Raw genomic sequence first — 23081 nt, 5'->3', positions numbered from 1 at the left:
CACCATGACTTATTCCTCTGCAACACATGCCTTCTCAGTCAACCCGGCCACGGGTGAAACCCTCGCCGCGTATCCGTGGGCGACGCCGGAACAGGTTGAACGCGCTATTTCTCAGTCCGACGCGGGCTATCGCCAGTGGCGTCGCGAAAATGTTTCCCACCGGGCGCAAAAGCTGCGCGATCTTGGCGCCGCGCTGCGTCATCGCGCTGAAGAGATGGCGCAGACGATCTCCCGTGAAATGGGCAAACCCATTCAGCAGGCGCGGGCGGAGGTGGCGAAATCCGCCAGCCTGTGCGACTGGTACGCCGAGCACGGCCCGGCGATGCTGCACGCGGAACCTACGCAGGTAGAAAATCAGAACGCGGTTATTGAATACCGTCCGCTTGGGCCGATCCTCGCGGTAATGCCGTGGAACTTCCCGCTCTGGCAGGTGCTGCGCGGCGCGGTGCCGATTTTGCTGGCAGGGAACAGCTATCTGCTTAAACACGCGCCCAACGTGCTCGGCTCGGCGGACCTTATTGCGCAGATCTTTGCGGATGCGGGTTTCCCTGAAGGCGTGTTCGGCTGGGTGAACGCCACCAACGACGGCGTCAGCCAGGCGATTAACGATCGTCGTATTGCGGCGGTGACCGTCACCGGCAGCGTGCGTGCCGGGGCAGCCATTGGCGCTCAGGCGGGGGCTGCGCTGAAAAAATGCGTTCTTGAGCTGGGCGGCTCAGACCCGTTCATCGTTCTCAAAGATGCCAACCTGGATCTTGCCGTGAAGGCGGCGGTAGCGGGGCGCTACCAGAATACCGGACAGGTGTGCGCGGCGGCCAAACGCTTCATTGTGGAGGAGGGCATTGCGGACACCTTTACCCAGCGCTTCGTCGATGCGGTTGCGGCCCTGAAGCTGGGTGCGCCGGACCAGGAAGAAAACTACCTGGGCCCGATGGCGCGTTTCGATCTGCGCGATGAACTGCATCAGCAGGTGCAGGCGACGCTGGCAGAAGGGGCAACGCTGCTGCTGGGCGGAGAGAAAATCAGCGGCGAGGGGAATTATTATGCGCCAACCGTGCTGGCGAATGTCACCCCGTCGATGACGGCTTTCCGCCAGGAGCTGTTTGGTCCCGTCGCGGCCATTACTGTTGCGAAAGACGCGGAGCACGCCCTGATGCTTGCCAACGACAGCGATTTTGGCCTGTCTGCGACGGTCTTCACCGCTGACGCAGCGCTTGCGGATAAATTCTCCCGCGAACTGGAGTGCGGCGGCGTGTTTATCAACGGCTTTAGCGCCAGCGATGCGCGCGTAGCCTTCGGCGGCGTGAAGAAAAGCGGCTTTGGCCGCGAGCTTTCCCACTTCGGTTTGCACGAATTCTGCAATGTGCAGACTGTGTGGAAGGATCGCGTGTAATCCCGTGATTTCGGCCCTCCTCGCGAGGGCCGTTGTCATTTCTCTGCAATGGTTCTGTCATTTTCATTTCGTAGACTCGCACGCGTCTAACGTCTTGTTACTGAAGAAAATTATGAACCTAACGCAAATTTTTCGCCGTATTGCGCAGCGTCTCACCCCTCGTCACTTTGGTCTGCTGACGGGTATCTTTTGCATTATTGGCCTTTTCTCCGCGCTGCAGCTTTCCTCGTCATTCCTGCTTAACGCCTCCCTGAACGACGCCCAGCGCAACGAGCAGCAAAACCTTCTGGCCTGGCAGCAGCAGAGCAAGCTGGATCTGGCCCGTGTTTCTCTGCTGGCCGCAAGCGATCTCCTTAACCGGTCCGGCGTCTGGTTTATGCAGGATAAAGAGACCGGATCCGACGGGAGCTGGCATAGCCTGATGGATGATGCGCAAAAGGCGCTGGCGGTTTCGCAGCAGGCATGGAAGGCCTGGCTGGCGCTGAATCCGCCTAAAGACGATGCGCTGGTGAACAGCTATCAGCTTTTCTATGGTGCAATCAAAGAACAGGCGGACGGTCTGATAAAAACCAACACCATCGACGCTTTTTTTGCCGTACCGGCGCAGGCGTTTCAGTCTGATTTTAACGACAACTATGCGCGCTATCAGCAGGCAAGCGAGAAGCAGGCCATGCAGGGGCGTCAGAGCCTCATGGCGCAGCTCTCAGGATTGCAAACGTTGTTCCTGTTTGCCCCGGTGCTGCTGCTCGCCATCGCGGTTGTCGTCTGGTTCGGCATGTCCAGATGGGTAATTACGCCCTTGCGTCGTTTGATTGCGCATATTAACCGGCTGGCGGCAGGGGATCTCTCCGGCACGCCGCCGAACGTCATGCGCTTCAACCGTGAGATAGGGCAGCTTAGCGACAGTATTGCGACGATGCAGCACGGTCTGCAGCAGCTGGTGACGCAGGTCAGCCATGCTACTGCCACCATGGTGGAGAATATTGGCTCCCTGGCGGAAGGTAATCAGAAGCTGTACCAGCAGTCGACGCGCCAGGCGAAAGAGCTAGAGGATGTGACGGCGCATATCGCGGCGCTGGAAAGCCATGTGGAAGGGAATACCGGCTATGCCAGGCTCGCCAGCTCCCGGGCCGATGAAGCGCGCCAGGCAGCCGTGGGCGGCGACCAGATGATGTCTACCGTAAACGCGTCCATGCAGGCGATCGTCGACCGATCGTCCGAGATGCGCGGGATCGTGGCGATGATCGACAGCGTGGCGTTTCAGACCAACATCCTGGCGCTGAATGCCGCTATTGAGGCGGCCCATGCCGGAAATCAGGGACGCGGTTTTGCCGTCGTCGCACGGGAGGTTGGGCTGCTGGCAAGAAAGAGCAGCCACTCGACGCAGACCATTCAGGAGCTGATCAACCGCTCGCTGCAGGGCATTGAAGACGGTTCCAGAGCCGTTACCCTGATGGAAGATAATCTGCAGCAGGTCACCGGTCTGGTGGGCAATTTAAGCAGTTTGCTTAATGAGATCTCCACCGCCACGCTCAGCCAGGGAGAGAGTATTCACCAGATGACGCGTCAGCTTCAGGCGCTGAACCAGGTCTCCCGTCAGACGGACCTGCTGGTCTCTGACGCTTCTGATGCTTCTGAACGTCTGCAAAAGCAGTCCGATCTTTTATTGCAGGCCGTTTCGCGTTTTCGTCTTAGCGCCTGACGCAATACATAAGCCTCTGTTATACTCGCAGCCCGTTTTAGCCTGAGGGCAAGGAGCAAAGTGTGGCTGCGGTCATCCATAATGAGATGTTGGACGAGATTCTGGCGCAGGTTCGTCCGTTAATTGGAAAGGGGAAGGTTGCCGACTATATTCCGGCTCTTGCCTCGGTCAGCGGGAATAAGCTGGGCATTGCTATCTGTACCATCGACGGACAGCGATACCAGGCAGGGGATGCAACAGAACGTTTTTCCATTCAGTCCATTTCGAAAGTGCTCAGTCTGGTTGCGGCGATGCGCCAGTATGAAGAAGACGAGATCTGGCAGCGGGTGGGCAAAGATCCGTCCGGCCAGCCTTTTAACTCGCTGCTTCAGCTCGAGATAGAACAGGGTAAACCGCGAAATCCCTTTATCAACGCCGGGGCGCTGGTGGTCTGCGATATGCTGCAAAGCCGCCTGAGCGCGCCGCGTCAGCGAATGCTAGAGATAGTGCGCCAGCTCTCGGGCGTCGACGACATTGCCTACGATCCGGTGGTGGCACGTTCGGAGTTTGAACACTCCGCCCGTAACGCGGCCATCGCGTGGCTGATGAAATCCTTCGGTAATTTCCACAACGATGTGGCGACCGTGCTGCAAAACTACTTCCATTACTGCGCCCTGAAAATGAGCTGCGTTGAGCTGGCCCAGACGTTCCTGTTCCTTGCGCACCAGGGACACGCGCCGCATCTCGATCAGGAAGTCGTTTCTCCGCTTCAGGCTCGTCAGGTTAACGCGCTGATGGCAACCAGCGGGATGTATCAAAACGCCGGTGAGTTTGCCTGGCGCGTTGGACTTCCGGCTAAATCAGGCGTCGGCGGCGGGGTCGTGGCGATTGTGCCGCATGAAATGGCGATAGCCGTCTGGAGCCCGGAGCTGGATGAAACGGGAAATTCGCTTGCCGGCGTCGCGATTCTGGAGAAACTGACCCAGCGTCTGGGACGTTCCGTATATTGATGCCCGATCTGGATCCTCTCTTTTCCCGACTGGCGCGATCGACATTTCGCTCGCGCTTTCGTTTAGGCGATAAAGAACGACAGTACTGCTGGGACAAAGGCCCCGAAACCATTGACCAGCATGCCGCGGATTTTGTCGAAAAGCGCCTTGCGCCTGCACAACCCGCAAACGACGGTAAGCAGACGCCTATGCGCGGTCACCCGGTGTTTATCGCCCAGCATGCCACCGCCACCTGTTGTCGGGGCTGTCTGGCAAAATGGCATAACATTCCACAGGGCGTAACGCTGACGGCGCCGCAAAAAAATTATATCGTCAGCGTTATCCACCACTGGCTGGTGCTGCAAATGAACGCCTAAATTTGACGAGTTATGCTCCAGTGGTATTTGTGTTATAGATGCATCCCAAGTTAGTCCCGATCTTGCTGACGACCGCAATAATTGCCATAAGCTTTCATATGGAATGATATTTAATGCGTTCTGCTCTTACCGCCTTCAGGCCGTTCCAGGTTGACACGCCGCTGCGAAACGCAACGACGATTTTCATTCTCACCACCTTATTCTATTTTGTGGGTGCGGAATTACGGCTCGTTGAGGCCCTGTCGCTGTTCTGGCCGCTGAACGGCGTCATGGCAGGGATCTTCGCCCGCTATGTTTACCTGAATCGCCTGCATTACTATGCGGTATGTTATGTCGCGATGCTGTTGTACGACGCGGTCACAACCAACTGGGGTATAGCCTCAGTGGTGATCAATCTGTCTAACATGATCTTTATCGTTGTCGTCGCCGTGCTGGTTCAGCGCGACAAGCGGCTGATGAAGAAAACCCCCGATCCGCTTAACGCATTACGCCTGTTTAACTACTGTCTGATTGCCGCGCTGCTTTGTGCCTTGCTCGGCGCGGTGGGGTCGGTCGGGATTGATAGTCACACCTTCTGGCCGCTGTTTGCCGACTGGTTTAGCGAGCAGTTCTCAACCGGCGTGCTTGTTGTGCCCTGTATGCTCACGTTACGTATGCCCGGGCGCGAGCTCAGGTTACGTCTGGAGCAGCTGCTGCCGGTGATGGCGCTGATCGTCTCGGCGATCGCGTCGGTGGTGATTGGCGGAGCGGGGAGCCTCTCATTTCCTCTGCCTGCGCTTATCTGGTGTGCGGTTCGTTACTCACTGCCTGCGACCTGTCTGCTGACGTTTATTACGGGCGCCACTGAAATCATTTTGGTCGCCAATTCGATTATTAATATTGCCGTGGCGACGCCGTTTACGACGCCAATGATGTTTTCAGCCCGGCTGGGCATTGCCACGATGGCGATTTGCCCGGTGATGGTTTCCGTCAGCATGGCGGCGATTAATTCCCTGATCCGCCAGGTTTCGCTGAGGGCGGATTATGACTTTTTAACGCACGTCTACTCGCGTTCCGGGCTTTACGAGGCGTTAAAGCATGAAGAGACGTACCGGCATACGCGTTTTCTGACCGTCATGCTGCTGGATATTGATTATTTCAAAAGCATTAATGATAACTACGGCCACGAGTGCGGAGACCGCGTGCTGGCGTCGTTTGCCCGACAGGTTCAGCAGGTCGTCGGCGAAGATGGCATGGTAGCGCGCATGGGCGGGGAAGAGTTCGCTGTGGTGGTCAACTCAGGCGACGCGCAGCACGGTTTTGAACTTGCTGAGCGTATCCGCTCCACCGTTGCCAGCCATCCTTTTACATGGCGTCACCAGACGCTCTTTCTGACGGTCAGTATTGGCCTCGGAACCGGAAAGGCTGAGTCATGGCAGTTGACCGAGGTCTTCAACAAGCTCATGGCCGAGGCGGACGATCATCTCTATCGTTCAAAAAAAGCGGGTCGAAACCGTACCAGCGCCCGGGGGGCGGACGAGCAAATTGCCTCGCCCTCCGGGAGTGAAACATAGCTGCGTTAATCGTCATAAGGCATTGACGTGAATAGTAAGCGGCTTAACAGGCTGTCAGAACGCTGACAATGCCTCTGTTTAAGCTACGCTTTTAGTAACGCTTTACGTCAGGAGACATTATGAAAGCACCTGCAACCCCTGAAAATGAAACAGACAGACTCAACTCGCTGCGAGAATCCGGTCTGCTTGAGATAGACAGCTCCCCGGCGTTTGACCGGTTAACGCGTCTGGCAAAACGCTTCTTCCAGGTGCCGCTGGCGATGGTCAATCTCATTGATGAGCATTCGCTCATCGTTAAGTCCGCTGATGGTAAGGCACCCGACACCGTTCCGCGTAACATCTCATTTTGTGGGCATACGATCCTCACCGAAGCGCCGCTGGTGGTGGGTGATATGCTCCAGGACGATCGCTTTGCGGATAACCCGCTGGTGGCCGGTGAACCTCGCGTGCGGTTTTACGCGGGATTCCCGCTGCGCCTGCGCGACGGCGCAAGCGTTGGCTCGCTGTGCCTGATTGATTACGCTCCCCGTGAGTTTTCTGCCGCCGACCTCGCCGTCCTGGGAGACCTTGGCGCGCTGGCGGAAGATGAATTTGCTGCCATCAGCGCGGCGACCACGGATGAATTAACCGGGCTATTCAACCGTCGGGGCTTTAATCAGCTCGTGCGTTTCACGCTTTCCGTTGCCCGCCGCCGGGCTGAGCCGCTGACGCTCGGCTGGCTGGATTTGGATCGCTTCAAGGAAATTAACGATCGCTACGGCCATGAAGAGGGGGATAAGGCGCTGAAAGCCATGGCGCAGCTGATGCGCGCCTCTTTCCGTGAAGCGGATCTACTGGTTCGTTTTGGCGGGGACGAATTCGCCGTGCTGTTCGCGGATACGGATGAGCAGGGCGCCTGGATTGCCATGCAGTATCTCGCCGAGCAGGTGGAAAACTATAACGCCCGCAAGCTGCATCCCTGGTCGCTTCTTTTCTCATGGGGGCTCAGTGAATTCGATCATAACGGCAACGACCTGCAACAGTGGTTAAAAGATGCCGATGAAAAAATGTACGCTATGAAACAGCAGCGCCAGCGCGCCCGGTGACATAACAAAAGCCTATGTTCGATCCGTTTGCGTTAAGAAGATGTTAAATGCACAGTGATGGTATTCAACGTAAGGAAAAACAATGAATACCTCACTGCAAATCAAAAACCTCACCCGAGACGAAATTCTCACCCATCTTGATGCGCTGGCCGGGATCCTCGAAAACTGTGTGAACGGCGGGGCATCCGTCAGCTTTATGCTTCCCTATAGCCTGGATAAGGCTCGTATTTTCTGGCGCGGCATTGCCGAAAGCGTCGCGCGAGGCGAGCGACTGGTGCTTGCCTGCGTCGATGCGCAGGACGGCGTCATCGGAACGGTGCAGCTGATCACAGACCAGCCGGAAAACCAGCCGCACCGGGCCGATGTGGCAAAGCTGTTGGTTCACGAGAAAGCGCGCCGGAAAGGGGCCGCGATGGCATTAATGGAAGCGCTGGAAGCTGAGGCCAGGGCCAGAGAGATTTCGGTGCTGGTGCTCGATACCTCCACCGGCAGCGGGGCCGAGACCTTCTACCAGCGTGCTGGCTGGCAAAAGGTGGGTGAGATCCCGCGCTATGCCCTGATGCCGGACGGTGCCATGACGGCCACGTCCGTCTTTTATAAGTTCTTATAATTTTTCTGCACAACTACGCGACGTATTGATCAAAACAGGGTTTCTGGTCGTTAAGTTTTGATAAGTTATCGTACCAATCTTATCAGGCTGTATGACTAATCATAAAAGGAACCTCTTGTGAACACGCTCAACCGTCGCGATTTTCCCGGTGCTCTGTATCCCGAACGCATCATTCAGTTTGGTGAAGGCAATTTCCTGCGCGCGTTTGTCGACTGGCAAATTGACCTGTTAAACGAACATACCGATCTAAACGCCGGCGTGGTTATCGTCCGTCCGATTCAGAGCGACTTCCCGCCGTCGCTGAATACGCAGGACGGTCTTTATACCACGCTCATTCGCGGTCTGAATGAGAAGGGAGAGGCGGTGAGCGAAAGCCGGCTTATCCGCTCCGTTAACCGGGAAATCGACGTCTATGGCCAGTATGACGCGTTCCTGAAGCTGGCACACAATCCGGATATGCGCTTTGTTTTCTCGAATACCACCGAAGCGGGTATCAGCTACCACGCAGGTGACAGGTTCGACGATTCCCCTGCGGTGAGCTACCCGGCGAAACTAACGCGTCTTTTGTTTGAGCGCTTTAGCCACTTCAACGGTGCGGCTGACAAGGGCTGGATCATCATTCCGTGCGAACTGATTGACTATAACGGTGACGCACTGCGTGAACTCGTCCTGCGCTATGCCCGGGAGTGGGCGCTGCCGGCCGCCTTTATTCAGTGGCTCAACGACGCGAACAGCTTCTGCTCTACGCTGGTTGACCGTATCGTGACCGGTTATCCACGTGACGAAGCGGCCGCGCTTGAGGCTGAGCTGGGTTATCACGATGGGTTCCTGGACACGGCCGAACACTTCTATCTGTTTGTTATTCAGGGGCCTGCATCCCTTGCCCGCGAACTTCGTCTGGATAAATACCCGTTAAACGTGCTGATTGTCGACGACATCAGGCCTTACAAAGCGCGCAAGGTCGCTATTCTGAACGGCGCGCACACGGCGCTGGTGCCTGTCGCCTTCCTGGCCGGGCTGGATACGGTAGGTGAGGCGATGAATGATGCAGAGATCTGCGCGTTCGTCGAAAAAGCGATTTATCAGGAGATCGTTCCGGTCCTCGATTTGCCGCGTGAAGAGCTGGATTCGTTCGCCAGTGCGGTAACAGGACGTTTTCGTAACCCTTACATCAGACACCAGTTGCTTTCCATTGCGCTTAACGGCATGACGAAATTCCGTACCCGCATCCTGCCGCAGCTGCTGGCAGGGCAGAAGGCAACGGGGCAATTACCGGGACGTCTGACGTTTGCCTTAGCCGCGTTGATCGCGTTTTACCGCGCGGAGCGTAACGGGGAGAGCTATCCGGTGCAGGATGATGCGTGCTGGCTGGAACGCTATCAGCAGCTCTGGGCGCAGCACCGCGATCGGCAGTTGAGTACCCGTGACCTGGTGCAGTCGGTGCTGCGCGTGAGCGAGCACTGGGAACAAGATCTGACGCAGGTGAGTGGGCTTGTCGACCAGGTGACGCTGGACCTTGATGCCATTTTACTGAAAGGGATGCGCGCTGCGGTAAAACCGCTTTGCTAAAACGTTCACCCGGCTACGGCCGGGTTTAAATACACCTCACTTTAGTTACAACATACTATGTGCTTTGTTTTTAAAAAAGCACATGCAGCACTGTGCGCATTTCGCTAATCAGGGGAGAAAATGCAATGTCCCGTTAACAAGCTTGCAACGGTGATGGGGATCACGTTTAATAGCGACGCTACTTTCTTCAATGAAACTCACTATGATCGTTCGTCCTAAACAACACTGGCTACAACTGATTTTTGTCTGGCACGGTTCGGTACTGCCTAAGATCTATACCCGATTGCTGCTCAACTTCCTGCTTTCTATTGCCGTTATCCTGATGCTGCCGTGGTATACCTCGCTGGGCATCAAATTTACCGTGGCACCATTCAGCATTCTCGGCGTGGCGATCGCTATCTTTTTGGGTTTCAGAAACAACGCCTGTTATTCACGCTACGTTGAGGCTCGCCTGCTCTGGGGGCAGTTGATGATAGCGGCACGCTCGCTGTTTCGCGAGGTAAAAAACACCTTGCCTGACGATAAGCACCTGGGGGAATTTGTCCGTCTGCAGATTGCTTTTGCCAACTGCCTGCGCATGACCCTGCGCCGGGAGCTGAACGCCGAGCAACTCACTCGCTATCTTTCTCCAGATGATTTACGTCAGGTGATGAACGCCAGCGCGCCCGCGAACCGTATTTTACTGATCATGGGGGAGTGGCTGGCCGTGCGCCGTCGTAACGGGCAACTCTCAGACATCCTGTTTCACAGCCTGAATAACCGTCTGAACGATATGTCCATCGTCCTGTCCGGCTGCGAGCGCATTGCGACCACGCCGGTACCGTTCGCCTACACGCTGATTTTGCACCGTACGGTCTATCTGTTCTGCATTATGCTGCCGTTCGCGCTGGTTGTGGATCTGCACTACATGACGCCCTTCGTCTCAGCCCTGATTTCCTACACCTTTATCTCGCTCGATACCCTGGCGGAAGAGCTGGAAGACCCGTTCGGCACCGAAGATAACGACCTGCCGCTGGACGCCATCTGCAACATGATGGAGCGCGATCTGCTGCAGATGAACGACGAAGAGAACATTCCGGAAAGGCTGATGCCGGATAAGCACTATCAGCTGACCTGACGGGCGTTCCACTCGTCGCGGGTGATCTCCCACAGCTCGGAGTCCAGCATCCCGCTGACGTAGGCTTTTTTCTCCGTCCTGATAAGCCGCATGCCGCTACTGTCTGAAATACGCCGTGAGCGGCTGTTCGCGGCGGCTTTCGGAGCCCGCTGTGGCGCGATGATCATTACTGGAGGTGTAATGCTTGCAGGCACGGCAGCAACACCTCTTACCGCAGGAGGCAGTGGTGTTTTAGTGGCTATCGGCTACGCTGGTACTCTCGCTACCGGATTACAATGTGTTAACGGTCTTTATCGAATTTATGATCTGGTTGAAAACGGTGGCGGAAATGTTGCATGGCTCGATACGCAAGAATGGTACGTCGCCACCTCCACATCACTGGATGTAATTTCGTTAGCAAGTGCAGGTGGGGCATTAAAAGAAGCCGTTACCACCTGGCGTGCAATAAAATCCATATCTTCCTTGAAAGCCACTGAATGGTTAAAAAGCTATCCTCGTCAGGATCGTGCTCGTTTGACCGAATTGATAATTCGCGCGCAAAACCCCGGTATAAGCAACAAAGAAATCAAGGCTCTTATCCGCGCGGGTCTTTATCCGAAACGCTTTCCAACCGGGCCGGTTCAGGTCGAACTCACTCGACAACTTGGGCAAGTGGTAACAAGTGCCGCAGCATTGGCGGGAAGTGCGGTGAGCGGCGTTATTGCAGCGCCCAGTAACTTACCACGCACCGGTAAATACATTATCGGTACCATTCAGTCACTGGCGGTATTCTGATGAAGTTTTTGAGTTTGTTAACCGGACGGGTTTTCCAGGATCTCCTGCAACATGGTAAAGATATAGAGGAGGCTATTGCTCGTCGTGATACCCGCCTTCTGGATAATTCCACTCCCGAACTGGAACGGTATTTTTCGCGACCCCTCAGCGAGCTTCCGCGTCAAAATCCTTACCCGGTAGCTATGCTGTTACCTCTGTTTTTAGTGGCGTTTGCGCTAAACCTTTTGCCTTTTCTCAGCAGGTTGCAGGGTTTGTCACCTTTACATCATGCATTGAGCTTTTTCTTACCATCATTGACGATGACAGGCGCGCTCATTGTGACAAGCGTACTACTGGCTCGTGGGAAGACGTCGGGATTGTCGGGCTTTATGGCGTTGTTCATCATCCTGCTGATAACGACCCTCGTTCAGGTTCTACATATCCTGCTTTCTCATGATGGAAGCCTCTGGCCACTCGTCATTGCATCTTTCGCGCTGTTACTTTGTCGAGTGGTGATGAACCGCAGCGGCTTTGTTCTGTTTACGCTCTATTGTCGTACTCAGCGTCTTGCCAGATTGGCACGGGAAATGCGGCTAAAAAGCCGTTAAAGGGGGAGGTTATGCCATTACGAAAAGCCACGCCACATGAAGCCGAAACACTCTGGAATATTCGCAATCAGGCAATTCGTCACGGCTGTAAAACCAGTTACGACGCCGACGTCATTGCGCGCTGGACGCCAGAACTGATGCCCGAACGCTATCGGCAAATGGTCATTGAATACCCTTTTTACGTGGTTGAAGATGAAAAGGGCGATGCTGTGGCAACCGGCTATCTGGATCTTAATACCCACTGTCTGGAGGCGATTTTCACCCTGCCCGCAGCATCGGGTAAAGGCATGGCGACCATGATTATCGAGGCGCTCAAGCAGGAAGCCCGCAGCCGGGGGATAACCCGCCTGACGCTCGATGCAACGCCTAATGCCCAGTCGTTTTATCAGAAGCTGGGGTTTGTAACGCTGAGCGAAACCTATCATCACTCGCGTATGGCGGGGGCTGATTTACGCTGTTTTGAAATGGCGATCGATTTGTAATATGAGGAACATATGGCTGTCACGGTAAGACCTTTACGCGCAGAGGACTATTCCCAATGGCGACCGCTGTGGGATGGTTACACCCATTTTTATGATTGCTACCTTGAGGAATCCGTCACCGCAGCGACGTGGGAAAGGGCGCTCTCAGCGCATTCATCGATGTTCTGCCGGGTCGTGGAGAAGGACCAAAAGGTCATCGGTTTCGCGATGTGCATTCTGCATGAAGGCACATGGTCAACGGCCCCCGTCTGCTACCTGGAAGATCTGTTTGTTGATGCTGCCGAACGCGGGGCGGGAGCCGGTAAGGCGCTCATTGACGCTCTGATTGAAGAAGGCAAGCGCGAAGGGTGGTCGAAACTGTACTGGGTTACCCGGGAGAACAACCCGGCGCGTAAACTCTATGATAAATATGGTGAAGCTGACGATTACGTCCGCTATCGTCTCTCCCTCTAAGAATTCAGCGCCTGTGTTTGTATCAGACTGTATCAGCGTCCCGGATACATACACAGGCTTGCAATAAACCCGCTTTAGCACATATCCGCTATACATTGAGGTGTTGATATATCCCCGTGAATTGTACTCAACCGGAGATACCAACATGTTTAGCAAACTCGCGTACTCAACACTCGCACTGACCGTTTCGCTTGGCACAGTGATGTCCTGTCAGGCCGAAGTCACCGGCGCAAACGTCGCCGCAGCCTTTGATCATCCTCAGCAAATTAACGCCGGCGATCTGAATGTCGGTTATGTCGACATCGGCCCGAAAAATGGCCAGCCGGTTATTTTACTGCACGGCTGGCCGTACGATATTCACAGCTATGCCGACGTCGCGCCCGCACTGGCGGCAAAAGGCTATCGGGTCATTGTGCCTTCGCTGCGCGGCTACGGCACCACGCGCTTCCTGTCAGCCAAAACACCGCGCAACGGCCAGCCTTCAGCCATGGCTAAAGATATTGTGAACCTGATGGATGCCCTGAATATTAAGCAGGCGGTATTTGCAGGATATGACTGGGGTGCCCGTACGGCGGATATCGTCGCGGCGCTGTGGCCCGAGCGCGTAAAATCACTGGTGTCGGTGAGCGGGTATCTCATAAGCAGCCAGCAGATTGGCAAACAGCCGCTGCCTCCAAAAGCAGAGCAGCAGTGGTGGTATCAGTTCTATTTCGCCACCGCGCGCGGCGCTGAAGGCTATGCCAAAAACACGCATGACTTTGCGCGCTTAATCTGGTCGCAGGCCTCGCCTGACTGGAAATTTAGCGATGCGGTCTTTAACGCCAGCGCTAAATCCCTCGATAACCCGGACCACGTCGCGGTGACGCTCAGCAACTATCGCTGGCGTTTAGGGCTGGAAAAAGGCGAGCGCAAATACGACCGCTACGAGCAAAAACTGGCCACGCTGCCGAATATCACCGTCCCAACAATCACCATCGAAGGCGGCAACAACGGTGCGCCGCATCCGGCTCCGCAGGCCTATGCGGGTAAATTTACCGGCAAATATGAGCACCGCACCTTCGGCGCAACCGTGGGGCACAACCCGCCTCAGGAAGATCCACAAGATTTCGTCAAGGCCGTCGTTGACGCTGACAAACTCTGAAATGTGCTATTTTCAGTACGTTACCTTTCTGTCTGGAGAGTTCGGTGGAGCATATTGATCATATCCTTGTCGTCGATGACGACAGGGATATTCGTGAATTGATTGTCGATTATCTCGGTAAGTCTGGCTATCGCGCGACGGGCGCGGCCAACGGCAAAGAGATGCGTAGCGTGCTGGATAAACAGCATATCGACCTGGTGGTGCTGGACGTCATGATGCCCGGCGATGACGGTCTTACGCTGTGTCGAGAGCTCCGCGTCGGGAAATATAAAGATCTGCCCATTCTGATGCTGACGGCCCGGAATGAGGAGACGGACAGGATCCTCGGTCTGGAAATGGGGGCGGATGATTACGTGGTGAAGCCGTTTGTCGCCCGCGAACTGCTGGCGCGTATCAAAGCGATTTTACGACGTTTTCGCACGATGCCGCCCAATCTGCAGGTGACAGAAGCAGGGCGGCTGGTGATGTTCGGTGAATGGCAGCTCGATACTGTCGCCCGCCACTTAATCGATCCGGAAGGGGTGATTGTGGCGCTCAGCGGGGCGGAGTATCGTCTGCTGCGCGTTTTCCTGGACCATCCGCAGCGCGTGCTGACCCGTGACCAGCTGCTCAACCTGACGCAGGGGCGTGACGCAGAACTGTTTGAACGTTCAGTCGATCTGCTGGTAAGCCGGGTTCGCCAGCGTCTCAATGAAGATGCCCGCACGCCCGCCTATATCAAAACCGTGCGCAGCGAAGGCTACGTCTTTACGATGCCGGTGACCATCAAAGAGGTTAACGAATGACGCTCTGGCCACGCTCGCTGCTGGCCCGTTTGCTGATCGTCGTACTGTCCGGTTTGCTGCTGGCTAACGCCCTGAGCCTGACGCTGGTGATGATTGAGCGCATGCACAGCGCCCGCACGGTGATGCTCGGTAATCTGGAAAACGACGTCGCAACTAGCGTCGCTATTTTAGACCGCTTACCTGCCAGCGAACGCGCCGCCTGGCTGCCTCGGCTTGAACGAGGTAACTATCGTTATATTCTGGGTACAGGGGAACCCGGTGCAGCCCCGACGGATAAGCGTTCGCAGGATGCTATCCGAACCTTAAAAGCGACGCTTGCCGCGCATTACCCGCTTAGCTTTACCGCGGTTCCCGGCACCATTTCGCATATTCAGGCCCATCTTACGTTACGCGATGGCGCACCGCTGACCATTGACCTGATCCCCCGCATGCCGCCCGTCGCCAGCTGGCTACCGGTCGTTCTCATCCTGCAGCTGCTGGTTCTGGCTGCCTGCGCCTGGATTGCCGTGCGGCAGGTTGTACGGCCTTTTTCACGCTTTACCCGCGCGGTGGATGCGCTGGATCCGGCGGCCAGCACGCCAATGACGGAAAAAGGGCCGCTCGAGGTGCAGCGGGCAGCGCATGCCTTCAACGCCATGCAGGCGCGCATTCAGTCTTATCTAAGGGAACGCGCGCAGATCCTGGCCTCGATATCCCACGATCTTCAGACGCCCATTACCCGCATGAAGCTGCGCGTCGAAATGGCCGGGGAACCGGAAATACGCGACAAGCTCCTGAACGACCTTGATAGCATGTCTCGTCTGGTGCGGGAGGGTATCGCGTATGCCCGGTCATCAGAATCACTGGAAGAGACGTCTCTGAAGCTGGAGCTGAACGCCTGGGTCAACAGCATCGCCTGCGATTATCAGGACATTGGTAAAAACGTGCAGTTTCAGGCAAACGACGTCCGTTTGCCGATCGTCACGCGTCCACAGGCGCTTCGTAGAGTAATGACTAACCTGCTGGATAATGCTCTGAAGTTCGGCGGCTGTGCCGTCATTGCCATTGATGATTCATCTGCCGAAGAGGTGGTGATTCACGTTGTGGACGACGGACCGGGAATACCCGAAGCCGAGCTGGAGGCGGTTCTGCAGCCGTTTTATCGGGTTGAAACCTCGCGTAACCGTGATACCGGCGGGACAGGACTCGGCCTGGCGATTGCCGCGCAGCTGACCGCACAGCTGGAAGGAAAACTCAGGCTGGCGAACCGCGCCGGGGGCGGACTGGATGTCGCCATTACGCTACCGCGTCGTTCGTAATTGTACGGCTTTGTATCTCCCGGCCAGGGTGATACAGAGCCAGACAAAAACCGCGCGTTTACACATACCCTGAACACATCAGCACGATGAAATAGCCTCATTGCAGTGTCGCAGGACATGTAATGTGAGGTCATTATGTTTCTGGTAATCGCTTTTCTGGGCGGGATGATAAGCCTGCTCAGCCCATGTACGCTCCCGGTTATTCCACTCCTGTTCGCCGGTTTACAGGGGCAACGGCGACATATTCTGGCTATGCTCGCAGGGATGATCGTGATGTTCACCCTGGTAGCGATGGTCGTCACCGTCGCCAGCGAGTGGATAACGGAGGCAACCATAGTCGGGCGCTGGATCGCGCTCGTCATTCTGGCCACCGCCGCGCTGGCCTTAATTTTCCCGTCTTTCGCCCAGCGTATTGCGGGTCCGGCCGTCAGCGCGGGAAATGTTCTCAACTCCCGAAGCGGGCAAACGCGCGGAATGGCATCGGCTTTTCTGGCCGGGCTTGCGGTAGGACTGCTCTGGTCTCCCTGCGCCGGCCCCATTCTGGGGGCGATCTTCAGCATTAATATTGCGGGGCATTCAGCTATTACCACCGGCGCGCTGCTGGCCGCCTATGGCAGCGGATGCGCGCTGATGCTGGGATTACTCGTCATCGGAGGCCGCACGCTAGTGACCCCGCTGAGAGCAAAATCGGCGCTCATGGCAAAGCTGCGTCAGGGGGCGGGTGTAGCGATGTTAGCGGCGGTCATCCTGAACGCGACGGGGATGACCTCGCAGCTGAAAGGGGCTAACGGCGTCGCAGACCGTCTTGAGACCGCGCTCTTAAATCTGGCAAAACCCACAGCCGCGCCGGTGAAGCTCCAGCCGGTGGCGATCGCTGAGCCCAGCAGCCAGCTGCCTTCGCTAAGCGGCGGAACAGGATGGGTAAACGGTGACCCTGTCACGTCTGAAGCATTGCGAGGGAAGGTTGTTCTGATTGATTTCTGGACCTGGGACTGCATTAATTGCCAGCATACGCTCCCACATGTGCGGGACTGGGCCACAAAGTATCAACCGCAGGGTCTGGTGGTGATTGGGGTTCACACGCCGGAATACCCCTGGGAAAAACCGCTTTCGTCGGTACAAAAGGCGGTAACGAAATGGCAATTGCCTTATCGGGTGGTAACGGATAATAACTACCAAATCTGGAATGCTTTCGGAAACCAGTACTGGCCAGCGCATTACTACTTTGATGCCAAAGGTCAGCTGCGCTATACCGCCTTTGGCGAGGGTGATTATGAGCAGCAGGAAAAGGTTATCCAGCAGTTGCTTAAAGAAGCCCGCTTATAATCGGATCAGGGCTGGCGTTGCGCCACGATAAACAACCGAGGAAAAGCCAGCAGTATCTGCCCGTTTTCCTGGAGCGGATACTGCTCTTCCAGCAGTTCATGGTAGCGTTTAAGGAAACGTTTCTGCTCGCTCTCATTCAGTTCCTGGAGCCAGGGGCGCAGGCCGGTGGCACTTACCCAGTCAATAATGGCCTGATGAGAGCTCATTTTGTGATAATAGGTTGTCCGCCAGATATCCACGTCACAGCCAGCCTCCGACAGAATATCGTAATAAGCATGTACGCCCGGCAGTGGTTCGCGCCCACGGTCCGGGTAGTCTTGCTCCAGCGCCACTTCACGCATCGCCACATGGGTGGGTTCCAGCCAGTTGTCGGGCATCTGGATCGCCAGCACGCCATTTAACTTAAGCAGGGAGACGAGATGCGGCAGGAGATCGTAATGGTCCGGAACCCATTGCAGCGACGCGTTGGCATAAATCAGGCTCAGCGGCTGGACAGGCTTGTACTGACGGATATCGGCCTCAACAAAGTGGCAGTCAGGTAAGACGGCGCGTGCTTCCTCAAGCATGGCGGGGGAGTTATCGACCCCGGTAATGTGCGCAGAAGGCCAGCGATGCTTTAACAGCGCCGTGCTGTTACCTGGACCGCAGCCCAGATCGGCGATAGTAGCGGCTTCATCAAGAGGAATTCTGGCGAGCAATTCAGCGGCTGGACGCGTTCTTTCCGCGCCAAACTGCAGGTAAAGAGAAGGGTTCCAGTCGGCCATCATCAATTCTCCGTCTTACATGATTCAGCAAGAATAGCACAGGCAGATGCCTGTAAAACGGTACCGACGAGGGTTTCGGGCAGATGAAAATCAGTAGAGTCAGTAAAACGAAGGGAGGGTGGAAAAATAATAAAACAGAAATATTACCCCTTAAAAGATTAAGGGGCAATGTTTTTATTGTAATTATTGTTTTTTAATATTTTATCGGCAAAGTGCTTCTTATGCTCTGTACCCGAAACTTTAATTATTAGATAATCATCGATGGGTATATCCCTGGTGTTTCGTAGGTCTTTGACCTCCTGGCCGCTTAGTTTTACGAGAACTTCGTGGTCAGGTACTTTTTAAGTATAGGGAATATGCGGCACAATGAAAGCTGTCCTAAAAGACAGGTGATAATAGTTTCAGGTGTTATTATCAGGAACAAGAGCATGAATTCTGTCATTGAATTTTTTTTACACGACTACGATGATTTACCACCAGCATTAGCACACGAACTCTACCGACTCAGAAGAAAAACTTTTCAGGACCGACTCGACTGGAAAGTTGAATGCATCGAAGGCATGGAAAAGGATCAGTTTGATTCCCATAACACGACCTACTTGCTGGGTATGTATGATGGACAGCTGTTATGCGGCGCGCGATTTATTAACGCAACGCAGCCGACAATGATAAGCGAAATCTTTCACAACTATTTCGATAATCCCATTATTTTTCCAGCAGATGTTCCATGCTGTGAAGTGAGTCGTTTATTTTTAGATAAAGAAACACGAGACTCTGCAAGTCTGCAGGGTGTACCCGCCAGTAAGGCATTGTTTCTTGCAATGAATATTTATTGCATAAAGAAAAAATATCACGGGATGTACGCAGTAGCCAGTCGTGGTATGTATGCCATATTTCGCCATGCAAACTGGAAAGTTGAAGTCATTCAGCGCGGTGTCTCTGAAAAAGGGGAGGCTATTTACTATATTTATATGCCTGCCAGCACCAGCATTATTGAAGACATTATTAGTAAAGACAAATCCAGTCACTGGCTTCGCGAAATGCTCGAACATTTACGCCATTTATAACCAGTGGCTGAGGGTCAGTCGTCCAGTAAGCGGAGTTCCGTTCCAAGTTTTATTGCGTGTCTGGCATTATTCACACCGAGTTTCTTCATTATATTGCCCATATGGAATTTAACGGTGCGCTCAGCAATAGACAAAATAACCGCAATTTCGGCGTACGTTTTCCCGGCGCTGACCCATTTAAGGATTTGGCGCTCGCGTGGCGACAAGAAAACATTCTTTTTCTGCTGATGCTGGCTGTAAAGATTGAGCGTCTTCTGATGTAACTGAACAAGGAAGCGAAGAAATTTCGGTCGATATTTCTCAATGTCAATGCCTGAATGCTTAGGACTGATGACGGATAAGACCACAAGATTATTCAGATAGTCATGCAGAGGAAACGTCTGCCCCTGGTAAATATCATACTGGACACTTTCGTCGAAAATGCGTGTCAGGTTATAACCATCCGACAGGACCACATCACTTTCCCAGAAAAAATCTTCAACACAGCGCAAAGCCCTAATAATGACAGGGTCAATGAACTGATATTTTCTTTCAAGATAGATATTAAACCACTCAGAATTATTATTGAGTATCCTCATCTGTGAAGGATCTTTCTTATTCATAATAGCGTAGGCGAAGACGATCCCTTTGAAATCCTCAAAAAACGCGTCCAGCTCACTCTGAATTTGCGTATTGATCGCTATGTCGTTGTAATATGTATCCTTCACGTGAGTTGCTGCCTCCTGTTCGAGTGGAGGACCAAGTATAATATGCTTCGTTATCTGTAGCGAGTCGCATTTTAATCCAGACAAAAGATAAGACAGGCTACCTCAGCAGGCAGCCTCGTGAACGTTTGGCATTTTTGAATGATAAATGCAGGTGACTAAGGGAAATGTTGATGATTTTATCGAATTTCGAAATCGTTCACTAAATATAGTAGGCTGCAAAATTTAGGAGGTATTCCGCTTTTCATCCGCGTAACGGACAAGCGTACCACCTTCATGCGCCTTTAAATAAGGATTTAAACCAGTAGGTTACAGAATACCTTTAAGGGCAACATGATAAAGCAGCATGATGGTTTTACCGTCGACAATCTTGCCCGTTTCAATGCTGCGTAATGCCTCTTCAAGCGTCATTTCCAGCACGTCGATATCTTCACCCTCAGCCTTGATCCCGCCGCCTGCGCCGGTTCTGTCATCTGGCTGATACTCGGCAAGATAAAAATAGAGTTTTTCCGTAACGGAGCCCGGGCTCATATAGGCTTCAAAGATTTTCTGCACGCGCGAAACGTGAAAGCCGGTCTCCTCTTCAGCTTCTGCTTTTATGCGGCTTTCGGGATCCATGTTGTCCAGCAATCCTGCTGCAGCTTCAATTAAATCGTCCTGGTGGCCGTTGATAAAGACAGGGAAGCGGAACTGGCGCGTCAGGATCACCGTCTTTTTCTCTCGGTTATAGAGAAGAATCGTCGCGCCGTTGCCACGGTCATAGACTTCCCGATGCTGCCGTTGCCATTCGCCATCACGTCGCTGCAGGTCAAAGATATATTTTTTAAGGATGTACCAGTTGTCTGAGAGGGTTTCACTGTCGATGATGCGTACATTTGCGCGTTTTGATTGCACGATTGTTCTTCCTTACGTAGAGTAATGGTCATAAACAGCAATATCATGCATGTTCAAGATTAAACATGCAACATCAGGAATCCATGATGCTTACCAGTCAGCGAAAACAATTGATCCTTGAAAAGCTGGGTGCCGAAGGGCAGGTCCAGTCAAAAGCGCTCAGCATTCTCTTTGACGTCTCTGAAGACACCATCCGGCGCGATCTGCGCGAGCTGGCGGCAGAAGGGCGTTTGCAGCGTGTTCACGGCGGTGCGCTACCGTCATCTTCCGCTATTGCTCCGTTTGCCGAACGGCAATCCGTGAAGATGGATGCGAAAAAAAGGGTGGCCCGAAAAGGAGCACAGCTGATTTCATCAGGCCAGGTGGTGATTGTCGACGGTGGCACGACCACCTCGGAGCTGATTACCTTTTTCCCTCCTGACTTGCGCATCACCGTGGTGACGCACAGCCCGAGCATTGCTCTGGGGCTCGTTGATCATCCTTCCATTGAGGTGATTTTAATTGGCGGACGTTTGTATAAACACTCAATTGTTGCGGTCGGCGCTGCGGCCATCGAGGGCATAGAGAATATACATGCAGATCTGTTCTTTATGGGGGTGACCGGTATTCATCCTGACGCGGGGCTGACAACCGGTGATTTCGAAGAGGCATGCATCAAACGTGCATTTTCCGGCAGAGCCGCGGAAACGGTCGTTTTGGCTTCTCCGGAAAAGATCAACACCGCGTCGTCGTTTGTGATTGGCGATATTTCTTCAGTGAATACCATCGTCGTTGAAGACGGTACAGATAAGGAGTGGATCCGCGCAGTATCGCAAAAGGGGGTATCCGTCGTGCTGACCTCAGCTCGTGACAGTCTCTGACAGCCAGCCTTTAACGACAGGCTGGCTGGCGTCCTGGCTTACGCTTCTGGAATGCTCTCAAGCGCGGTATAAACGCTGAGACCATATTTTCTGGCTACCTCAATGTCCATATCGGCACCTTTAGACGCACCGGCTATACGATAAATCGCATCGCATTTTGCGATGAGCCGGTGAGCAACGGGGTACAGCATCGCTTCGCTGATTTCATCACCCACCGTTTTTGAACCTGCGGCTTTTGCCAGCGGCAAGGCAAGCCATTCACCAATCACCGGAATGTGACCACGCTGGTAAACGGCTAATGCTGCGTTTTCGAGACGCGCCAGATTCTCATCTATTCGCGCCTGAACGCCATCGGTTCCGCTGCGATAGGGACCGGCAATTAAAATCAACTGTTGTGTCATTGATACCTCTGTCAGTGTTATTGCATGAAACTGCACATTTACAGAGGATACCTTACGTCATTACTGGCCAGAAATACAACTTTTCGTGCAGTAACGTGTAAAAAGACGCATAAGTAGATCGGTTGACGGGTTTTGAAAAAGGCGTCGGGCTACGGGCTCTCCGGTGCATGGCACACGGCCTCGATGTTATGACCATCAGGTGAGATGACAAAAGCGGCATAGTAATTTTCACCGTATGGGCGTAATCCCGGTCCGCCGTTATCACGTCCGCCAACGCGCAGCGCGGCGTGGTAAAAATCATCTACCTGCTGGCGCGTATTAGCCACAAACGCCAGATGCAGAGGCGCGGGTGTGTCATTTGTCTGGAAAAGGCAAAGTGAAACGTCGCCAGCGCTCATTTCGACACCATAATCTGGCGCGCCTTCATCAATGAGCTCCACACCAAGCGGTCGAAGCGCCTCGAGGAAGAAAGTTTTACTTTTTTCATAATCGCTAACGCCGAATTTTACATGGTCAAACATTATCGACTCCTTAAAAGAGATAGAGAAATGAAGAGTATAGAAGGTGAGAGAAGTCGAATATGATCAACGGCGTGTCTATGTGACAGATGTCTCGCTACTGAGCAGACCGTTTCCGTCCAACAAATATCCAGCGCAGGTAGTCGTAGATCCAGTTAAACAGCATCGTGTACGGCAGGAAAAACAGTACAAGACCGATCTCAACAAAAAAAGCCTCCGTCACTGTAAGATTCAGCATAATCATCGCGACGGGCATTAAGGTTATGATGAGTCCCGTTTCAAAACCTACTGCATGGATCGCACGAATGAGAAATGTTCTTTCAAACTGGTATTTTTTCTGAAGGGAATCAAAGAGTTTATTAAAAATAAAATTCCAGATCGTTGCGGTAAGTGCGGATATGACGGACAAGGAGCCTGACTGGAGAACGGACACATTCATCAGCCAGGCAAGTGACAGTGCGATAATAACGTTGGCCATCACCTCAAAAATGACTGCATGGAAGATTCTCTCTTTAACACTTTTATTTAATTCAATTTCCATTTGCTTAGGGCTATGTTTTTCAAAAGATTGAGTATATCAGACATATTTCAACTCTTTCTAAACTGCAGGTTATGTTAAATACAGCCCAAACCAACTAATGTTGTATGTACGG

Annotated in this window: 25 protein-coding genes and 1 pseudogene; 19 read left to right on the top strand and 7 right to left on the bottom strand. The window is 53.7% G+C overall.

The genetic code is table 11. From position 1 onward, the window contains the following. The first annotated feature begins 4 nt into the window (after positions 1-4). From sad to RVY89_RS07580, 9 genes are all read left to right on the top strand, one after another. Complete coding sequence (sad, locus tag RVY89_RS07620; RefSeq protein ID WP_484827400.1) at positions 5-1393, top strand: succinate-semialdehyde dehydrogenase; 1389 nt, start codon at positions 5-7, stop codon at positions 1391-1393. A 112-nt stretch (positions 1394-1505) separates the two neighbouring features. After that, the gene (locus tag RVY89_RS07615) at positions 1506-3095 is read left to right on the top strand and encodes a methyl-accepting chemotaxis protein (RefSeq protein WP_484827399.1); all 1590 of its coding nucleotides are present in this window, start codon (positions 1506-1508) and stop codon (positions 3093-3095) included. 86 nt (positions 3096-3181) lie between these two features. After that, a complete protein-coding gene (gene glsB, locus RVY89_RS07610) occupies positions 3182-4084 on the top strand; it encodes a glutaminase B (RefSeq protein WP_484827911.1) in 903 nt (300 codons plus the stop codon). Then, positions 4084-4440 (top strand): DUF4186 domain-containing protein, encoded by a 357-nt coding sequence (locus RVY89_RS07605; protein ID WP_024908465.1) that lies wholly within the window; start codon positions 4084-4086, stop codon positions 4438-4440. Before glsB ends, RVY89_RS07605 begins: the two co-directional genes overlap by 1 nt. A 113-nt stretch (positions 4441-4553) precedes the next feature. Next, on the top strand, positions 4554-5993 hold the full coding sequence (locus RVY89_RS07600) for a sensor domain-containing diguanylate cyclase (RefSeq protein ID WP_484827398.1): 1440 nt from the start codon (positions 4554-4556) through the stop codon (positions 5991-5993). Positions 5994-6112: 119 nt separating this feature from the next. Then, the gene (locus tag RVY89_RS07595) at positions 6113-7078 is read left to right on the top strand and encodes a sensor domain-containing diguanylate cyclase (protein ID WP_484827397.1); all 966 of its coding nucleotides are present in this window, start codon (positions 6113-6115) and stop codon (positions 7076-7078) included. An 82-nt stretch (positions 7079-7160) separates the two neighbouring features. Continuing rightward, the gene (locus tag RVY89_RS07590; protein WP_395314373.1) at positions 7161-7688 is read left to right on the top strand and encodes a GNAT family N-acetyltransferase; all 528 of its coding nucleotides are present in this window, start codon (positions 7161-7163) and stop codon (positions 7686-7688) included. A 117-nt stretch (positions 7689-7805) separates the two neighbouring features. Next, positions 7806-9257: a tagaturonate reductase gene (locus RVY89_RS07585; RefSeq protein WP_484827396.1), complete on the top strand. Its 1452-nt coding sequence runs from the start codon at positions 7806-7808 to the stop codon at positions 9255-9257. 202 nt (positions 9258-9459) lie between these two features. Next, a complete protein-coding gene (locus RVY89_RS07580; protein ID WP_484827395.1) occupies positions 9460-10374 on the top strand; it encodes a bestrophin family protein in 915 nt (304 codons plus the stop codon). Here RVY89_RS07580 and RVY89_RS07575 read toward each other — a convergent pair. Then, a pseudogene (locus tag RVY89_RS07575) lies at positions 10362-10523 on the bottom strand (GNAT family N-acetyltransferase); the annotation flags it as partial. The gene RVY89_RS07580 and the pseudogene RVY89_RS07575 sit on opposite strands and share 13 nt — an antisense overlap. Between RVY89_RS07575 and RVY89_RS07570 the strand changes: the two are divergent. The 8 genes from RVY89_RS07570 to RVY89_RS07535 all read left to right on the top strand — a co-directional run bounded on the left by RVY89_RS07570 (position 10465) and on the right by RVY89_RS07535 (position 17220). Beyond that, a complete protein-coding gene (locus RVY89_RS07570) occupies positions 10465-11148 on the top strand; it encodes a hypothetical protein (RefSeq protein WP_484827394.1) in 684 nt (227 codons plus the stop codon). The pseudogene RVY89_RS07575 and the gene RVY89_RS07570 sit on opposite strands and share 59 nt — an antisense overlap. After that, a complete protein-coding gene (locus RVY89_RS07565; protein WP_484827393.1) occupies positions 11148-11735 on the top strand; it encodes a hypothetical protein in 588 nt (195 codons plus the stop codon). Before RVY89_RS07570 ends, RVY89_RS07565 begins: the two co-directional genes overlap by 1 nt. Before the next feature lie 11 nt (positions 11736-11746). Beyond that, positions 11747-12217: a GNAT family N-acetyltransferase gene (locus RVY89_RS07560; protein ID WP_484827392.1), complete on the top strand. Its 471-nt coding sequence runs from the start codon at positions 11747-11749 to the stop codon at positions 12215-12217. 12 nt (positions 12218-12229) lie between these two features. Continuing rightward, positions 12230-12670 carry a GNAT family N-acetyltransferase gene (locus tag RVY89_RS07555; RefSeq protein ID WP_484827391.1) on the top strand — a complete coding sequence of 147 codons (441 nt, stop codon included), beginning with the start codon at positions 12230-12232 and terminating at the stop codon, positions 12668-12670. Between the two features lie 145 nt (positions 12671-12815). Next, positions 12816-13811: an alpha/beta fold hydrolase gene (locus tag RVY89_RS07550; RefSeq protein WP_484827390.1), complete on the top strand. Its 996-nt coding sequence runs from the start codon at positions 12816-12818 to the stop codon at positions 13809-13811. Between the two features lie 44 nt (positions 13812-13855). Further along, a complete protein-coding gene (locus tag RVY89_RS07545; RefSeq protein WP_371898100.1) occupies positions 13856-14596 on the top strand; it encodes a response regulator in 741 nt (246 codons plus the stop codon). Then, entirely contained in the window at positions 14593-15894 is a 1302-nt protein-coding gene (locus RVY89_RS07540) for an ATP-binding protein (protein ID WP_484827389.1), read from the top strand. The genes RVY89_RS07545 and RVY89_RS07540 overlap by 4 nt, the downstream gene beginning before the upstream one ends. Positions 15895-16029: 135 nt before the next feature. Then, on the top strand, positions 16030-17220 hold the full coding sequence (locus RVY89_RS07535; RefSeq protein ID WP_484827388.1) for a cytochrome c biogenesis protein/redoxin: 1191 nt from the start codon (positions 16030-16032) through the stop codon (positions 17218-17220). 5 nt (positions 17221-17225) lie between these two features. Here RVY89_RS07535 and tam read toward each other — a convergent pair whose 3' ends face one another. Further along, positions 17226-17984, bottom strand: coding sequence for a trans-aconitate 2-methyltransferase (gene tam, locus RVY89_RS07530; RefSeq protein ID WP_484827910.1), 759 nt, complete (start codon positions 17982-17984; stop codon positions 17226-17228). Between the two features lie 428 nt (positions 17985-18412). On the opposite strand from tam, the gene RVY89_RS07525 reads away from it, so the two are divergent. Further along, the gene (locus RVY89_RS07525; protein ID WP_484827387.1) at positions 18413-19051 is read left to right on the top strand and encodes an acyl-homoserine-lactone synthase; all 639 of its coding nucleotides are present in this window, start codon (positions 18413-18415) and stop codon (positions 19049-19051) included. Between the two features lie 14 nt (positions 19052-19065). On the opposite strand, the gene RVY89_RS07520 is transcribed toward RVY89_RS07525, so the two are convergent. Next, complete coding sequence (locus RVY89_RS07520; RefSeq protein WP_484827386.1) at positions 19066-19758, bottom strand: helix-turn-helix transcriptional regulator; 693 nt, start codon at positions 19756-19758, stop codon at positions 19066-19068. Positions 19759-20064: 306 nt separating this feature from the next. Next, entirely contained in the window at positions 20065-20649 is a 585-nt protein-coding gene (locus tag RVY89_RS07515) for a GDP-mannose pyrophosphatase (RefSeq protein WP_484827385.1), read from the bottom strand. A gap of 86 nt (positions 20650-20735) precedes the next feature. On the opposite strand from RVY89_RS07515, the gene RVY89_RS07510 reads away from it, so the two are divergent. Then, complete coding sequence (locus tag RVY89_RS07510; RefSeq protein ID WP_484827909.1) at positions 20736-21509, top strand: DeoR/GlpR family DNA-binding transcription regulator; 774 nt, start codon at positions 20736-20738, stop codon at positions 21507-21509. A 38-nt stretch (positions 21510-21547) separates the two neighbouring features. On the opposite strand, the gene RVY89_RS07505 is transcribed toward RVY89_RS07510, so the two are convergent. The 3 genes from RVY89_RS07505 to RVY89_RS07495 all read right to left on the bottom strand — a co-directional run bounded on the left by RVY89_RS07505 (position 21548) and on the right by RVY89_RS07495 (position 22969). Then, complete coding sequence (locus tag RVY89_RS07505; RefSeq protein WP_484827384.1) at positions 21548-21910, bottom strand: NUDIX hydrolase; 363 nt, start codon at positions 21908-21910, stop codon at positions 21548-21550. 149 nt (positions 21911-22059) lie between these two features. Continuing rightward, complete coding sequence (locus tag RVY89_RS07500; protein WP_371898107.1) at positions 22060-22431, bottom strand: VOC family protein; 372 nt, start codon at positions 22429-22431, stop codon at positions 22060-22062. A gap of 94 nt (positions 22432-22525) precedes the next feature. Further along, positions 22526-22969 (bottom strand): PACE efflux transporter, encoded by a 444-nt coding sequence (locus RVY89_RS07495; RefSeq protein WP_484827383.1) that lies wholly within the window; start codon positions 22967-22969, stop codon positions 22526-22528. Between the last annotated feature and the right edge of the window lie 112 nt (positions 22970-23081).

This window comes from Enterobacter sp. 3U4, assembly GCF_057224565.1.
This window is presented reverse-complemented; position numbering and strand designations above follow the sequence as displayed.